The sequence below is a fragment of the Brachybacterium sp. AOP42-C2-15 genome (genome assembly GCF_052377065.1).
GTDB lineage: Bacteria > Actinomycetota > Actinomycetes > Actinomycetales > Dermabacteraceae > Brachybacterium.
In genome coordinates, this window is record NZ_JBQSWK010000080.1 from 1 (window position 1) to 4,535 (window position 4,535).

4 protein-coding genes are annotated in these 4,535 nt (G+C 63.8%); all 4 read right to left on the reverse strand.

Annotation, left to right across the window (positions count from 1 at the left end; all coding sequences use genetic code 11):
* Nucleotides 1-24: 24 nt before the first annotated feature.
* Genes ACT3SQ_RS18915 through nrdI form a run of 4 tightly spaced genes read right to left on the reverse strand, consistent with a single transcriptional unit; the run spans nt 25 to nt 4,362 of the window.
* Complete coding sequence (locus tag ACT3SQ_RS18915; protein WP_443386448.1) at nt 25-600, reverse strand: NADPH-dependent FMN reductase; 576 nt, start codon at nt 598-600, stop codon at nt 25-27.
* 47 nt (nt 601-647) lie between these two features.
* Nucleotides 648-1,673 carry a class 1b ribonucleoside-diphosphate reductase subunit beta gene (gene nrdF, locus ACT3SQ_RS18920; RefSeq protein WP_443386450.1) on the reverse strand — a complete coding sequence of 342 codons (1,026 nt, stop codon included), beginning with the start codon at nt 1,671-1,673 and terminating at the stop codon, nt 648-650.
* Nucleotides 1,674-1,705: 32 nt separating this feature from the next.
* Complete coding sequence (gene nrdE, locus ACT3SQ_RS18925) at nt 1,706-3,862, reverse strand: class 1b ribonucleoside-diphosphate reductase subunit alpha (RefSeq protein WP_443386452.1); 2,157 nt, start codon at nt 3,860-3,862, stop codon at nt 1,706-1,708.
* Complete coding sequence (nrdI, locus tag ACT3SQ_RS18930) at nt 3,859-4,362, reverse strand: class Ib ribonucleoside-diphosphate reductase assembly flavoprotein NrdI (RefSeq protein ID WP_443386453.1); 504 nt, start codon at nt 4,360-4,362, stop codon at nt 3,859-3,861. The genes nrdE and nrdI overlap by 4 nt, the downstream gene beginning before the upstream one ends.
* Nucleotides 4,363-4,535: the final 173 nt, after the last annotated feature.

Here is a 4,535-nt window from a genome sequence, read left to right on the forward strand (position 1 = left end):
GCTTTCGGGGATGCTGGCATCGCATCAACGCGCCGGGTTTTGGCCTTCGATGAGTCGAGCGAAGCGGAGGATGTAGTCCTGAACGAACTGCACGGTCGATTCTTGCGAGATGTTCCCGTCCTCATCGAGAAGCGTGGGTGATTGAGAGAGGAAGACCTCGGGCTGTCCGGGGGTGGGCATGTCGAAGTATGAGAGTGCGAGCCGGAGGTTCTTCTGCGAGCTGTACCCGCCCATGCGGCCAACGGAGTGGCTGATGATCCCGGCAGGCAGGTTCTTCCAGGCGACATCGCTGTTGGGTTTGGAGCCGATGTCGATGGCGTTCTTCAGGCAGGCGGGGATGGTGCGGTTGTTCTCTGGTGTGACGAACAGGACACCGTCGGAGGCTTGGATGATCTCCCGGAACTGCGTGTACTCCGGCGGGGTGGGTTTGTCGGTGATGTCGGGGTCGTCGTAGTCGAAGTCGTAGAGAGGAAGGTCGCGGATCTCAACGATGCGTGCGTCGTAGCCGTCGGGAAAGTATCCGATGGTGTTGTGGGCGATCTTGCGCGCGTAGGAGCCGCGGCGCAGACTGCCGACAAGGACGGAGATGCTCTTACTCAAGGTGTGGTTCTCTTTCTCTGAGGCGTAAGTGTGGGAATGATGGTCGGTTAGAAGTCCCAGTCGTCGTCGCTGGTGTCGACGGCTTTGCCGATGATGTAGGAGGACCCGGATCCGGAGAAGAAGTCATGGTTCTCGTCTGCTCCGGGTGCGAGGGCGGCGAGGATCTCCGGGTTGACTTCCGCTTCTTCCGGGGTGAATCTGGCGGGGTAGCCGAGGTTCATGAGTGCTTTGTTCGCGTTGTAGCGGACGAAGACGGCGACGTCGTCCATGAGGCCGAGCGGTTCGTAGAGCTCACCGGAGTAGGCCAGTTCGAGCTCGTAGAGCTCGTCGAGGAGCGCATAGGTGAACTCGCGCATGTGTTCCTGCTCGGCGAGGGTGTGGGTTTCGAGGCCGCGCTGGTACTTGTAGCCGGAGTAGTAGCCGTGCACGGCCTTGTCGCGCAGGATGAGCCGGATCATGTCCGCGGTGTTCGTGAGGGTCGCGTGGACGGAGAAGTGCAGCGGCAGGTAGAAGCCCGCATACAGCAGCAGGGACGAGAGCAGCGTGGAGGAGACCTTGCGCTTGAGCGGGTCATCTCCGTAGTAGTGCGCGAGCACCTTCTTGCAGCGCTCTTGGAGCAGGTCGTTCGCGATGGCCCACCGGTAGGCGTCGTCGATCTCGGGTGTCGAGGTGAGGGTGGAGAACACGCTGGAGTAGGAGCGTGCGTGTACGGACTGCATGAAGGCGATGTTGGTGTAGACGGCCTCTTCGTGTTCGGTGCGGGCGTCTTGGATCTGGCAGATCTCTCCGACGGTGGCTTGTACGGTGTCGAGCATGGTGAGCCCGGTGAACACGCGCATGGTCAGCGTGCGCTCTTCCTGGGTGAGTTTCTGCCAGGCGGGGAGGTCGTTGGAGAGGGGCACTTTCTCGGGGAGCCAGAAGTTCGCGGTGAGGCGGTTCCATACCTCGAGGTCTTTGTCGTCTCCGACGCGGTTCCAGTTGATGGGACGCAGTCGGGCTGCTGGGTCGTGCCGGTAGCCGGGTGGGGTGACGGAGATCTCGGTGATCGGGCGCGTGGTGTCGGTGAGGGTCATGGGTGTTCCTTCGGGAAGATCGGATGATGTGGTCAGAGGGCGCAGGAGACGCAGCCTTCGATTTCGGTGCCTTCGAGTGCGGGCTGGCGGAGGCGGATGTAGTAGAGGGTCTTGATCCCGGCGCGCCAGGCGTGGATCTGTGCCTTGTTGATGTCGCGGGTGGTCGCGGTGTCGCGGAAGAACAGCGTCAGGGAGAGGCCTTGGTCGACGTGGCGGGTGGCGGCGGCGTAGGTGTCGATGATCTTCTCGTAGCCGATCTCGTACGCGTCCTCGAAGAACTCGAGGTTGTCGTCGGTCATGTGCGGGGCGGGGTAGTAGACGCGGCCGAGCTTGCCTTCTTTGCGGATCTCGATCTTCGCCGCGATCGGGTGGATCGACGCGGTCGCGTTGTTCACGTACGAGATTGATCCGGTCGGCGGGATGGCCTGCAGGTAGGCGTTGTAGATGCCGTGCTGCCGCACCGATTCCCGCAGCTGCGCCCAGTCGCCGCGGGTGGGGATCGCGACGCCTGCCTCGGCGAAGAGGGCGCGGACGCGTTCGGTGGCGGGCTGCCACTCGCGCTCGGTGTACTTATCGAAGTAGGTGCCGTCGGCGTAGGCGGAGGTCTCGAAGCCGGCGAAGGCCGTGCCGCGTTCGATGGCGATCCGGTTGGAAGCGCGCAGGGCATGGTAGGTGACGGTGAGGAAGTAGATGTCGGTGAAGTCGATGCCCTCCTCACTGCCGTAGCGGATGCGCTGTGAGGCGAGGAACCCGTGCAGGTTCATCTGCCCGAGACCGATCGCGTGCGACGCGTCGTTCCCGGCCGCGATCGAGGGGACCGCGTCGATGTCGGTCTGATCGGACACGCTCGTGAGTGCCCGCACCGCGGTCTCCACGGTCGCGCCGAAGTCCGGTGAGGCGAAGGCCTGCGCGATGTTGAGGGAGCCAAGGTTGCAGGAGATGTCCCGGCCGACCTGCTCGTACCCGATCGCGGCGTCGTAACGGGACGGGGTGTTGACCTGGAGGATCTCGCTGCAGAGGTTGGACATGTTGATCCACCCCTGCAGCGGGTTCGCGCGGTTGACGGTGTCCTCGAACAGCACATAGGGGTATCCGGATTCGAACTGCAGCTCGGCGAGGGTCTTGAAGAACTCCCGTGCGCTGATCGTCGTCTTCCGCACCCGCGGGTTCGCGACCAGCTCGTCGTAGTGGTCGTTCACCGACAGATCCGACAGCGGCTTCCCGTACTCGCGCTCGACGTCGTAGGGGCTGAACAGGTGCATGTCCCGGTTCTCCTTCGCGAGCTGGAAGGTGACGTCGGGGATCACGACGCCGAGGGAGAGCGTCTTGATGCGGATCTTCTCGTCCGCGTTCTCCCGCTTCGTGTCGAGGAAGCGCAGGATGTCGGGGTGGTGCGCGTGGAGATACACGGCTCCGGCTCCTTGCCGGGCACCGAGCTGGTTGGCGTAGCTGAAGCTGTCTTCGAGGATCTTCATCACCGGCACCACCCCGGAAGCCTGGTTCTCGATCTGCTTGATCGGCGCCCCGGTCTCACGCAGGTTCGTCAGCAACAACGCCACCCCGCCCCCACGCTTGGACAGCTGCAGCGCGGAGTTGACGCTGCGTCCAATGGATTCGAGGTTGTCCTCCAGGCGGAGCAGGAAGCAGGAGACGAGCTCGCCGCGCTGCGCTTTCCCCGCGTTCAGGAACGTCGGTGTCGCAGGCTGGAAGCGGCCGGAGAGCATCTCGTCGACGAGCCGGGTCGCGAGGGCTTCGTCGCCCTGCCCGAGGAAGAGCGCGGTGGCGACGACGCGCTCTTCGAATCCTTCCAAGTAGGTGGTGCCGTCGAACGTCTTCAGGGCGTAGGAGGTGAAGAACTTGAACGCCCCGAGGAAGGTCTGGAAACGGTGCCCGGCCCGGCGGGCACGGTCGTGCAGGTTGGTGAGGAACTCCGGACGGTACGCGTCGAGGAATGCCCGCTCGTAGTAGTCGTTCGCGACCAGCCACTCCAGGCGCTCGGCCACGCTCGGGAAGGCTCTCGTGTTCGGGGCGACGTGCTGGCGCAGGTATTCGTCTGCGGCTTCCCGATCCTTGTGGAACTGGATCGACCCGTCCGAGGCGAACAGGTTCAGCTGTGCGTTGAGGGCGTGGTAGTCCTTCCGCGCGCCGATCCCGGTGCGGGCGGGGGCTTCTGGGGAGATGACGGTCATGCGGTCTTCCTCTCAATGGATGTCAGATTGTCGGAGGCCTGCTCCCAGAAGCGGGTCAGGCCGTTGTTCACGTGTTCGATATCGCGCTGCGTGCCGAGCAGCTCGAAGCGGTACAGCTCCGGGACCTGGCATTTCGCAGAGATGACGGGACCGGCGAGGCAGTAGTGCTCGCCGAAGTTCGTGTTCCCCGCCGTGATCACACCCCGGATGAGTTCCCGGTTCGCGGGGTCGTTGAGGAACGCGATCACTTGCTTCGGCACAGCCCCGGCGCGTTCCCCTCCGCCGTACGTGGGGACCACGAGCACAAAGGGCCGCGTAACCCGGATCAGCCCCTCCACCCGGGGCCGCAGCTGGATACGGACCGCGGGCCGGTCGAGACGTTCGACGAAGCGGCGGGTGTTCTCCGACACGCTCGAGAAGAACACGAGATCAGGCGACTCGGCGGGCTCGAGCTCGCGCACAGAGGGCGCGGCGCGCCGGGACTCGGGTGGGGCTGGCATAGCGATCCTCCTCGCTCTCTGGCTGTGACGCGCCACGCCACCAACCACTACATGTTGTGCCTCACCGATGTTTGGAGCGGCGTATCTAGTAATAACATCGATGTGGTTCACTTGTCTACGCCATGCCCATGTTTGGAACTACGGCATGCCGAACACTATGCTGTGGGGTATGG